The sequence below is a fragment of the Ensifer sp. ENS09 genome (assembly GCF_014852425.1).
GTDB lineage: Bacteria > Pseudomonadota > Alphaproteobacteria > Rhizobiales > Rhizobiaceae > Ensifer.
Map to the genome: position 1 here is coordinate 1 of NZ_JACVBP010000029.1, position 255 is coordinate 255.

Annotated in this window: 1 rRNA gene; it reads right to left on the bottom strand. The window is 57.6% G+C overall.

What is annotated here, in order from left to right:
- Positions 1–153: 153 nt before the first annotated feature.
- Positions 154–255: ribosomal RNA gene (gene rrf / locus IB267_RS33080) — 5S ribosomal RNA — on the bottom strand; the annotation flags it as partial.

Here is a 255-nt window from a genome sequence, read left to right on the forward strand (position 1 = left end):
CCCGTTTAACCGGTCCGGGTTTTGCGTGCGCAAAATCCCGTTGGTTTGTCTGATCTTACTTACGCAAAAAGGCCGCTTGTTGGCGGCCCTTGTGTTTCGGCAGGGCCGAAGAGTGTGTCGAGAAGATCTCCGGATTTATCTTGCGTTTTGCAGACCTGGCAGCGACCTACTCTCCCGCGTCTTAAGACGAAGTACCATCGGCGCTGGGGCGTTTCACGGCCGTGTTCGGAATGGGAACGGGTGCAGCCACCCCGC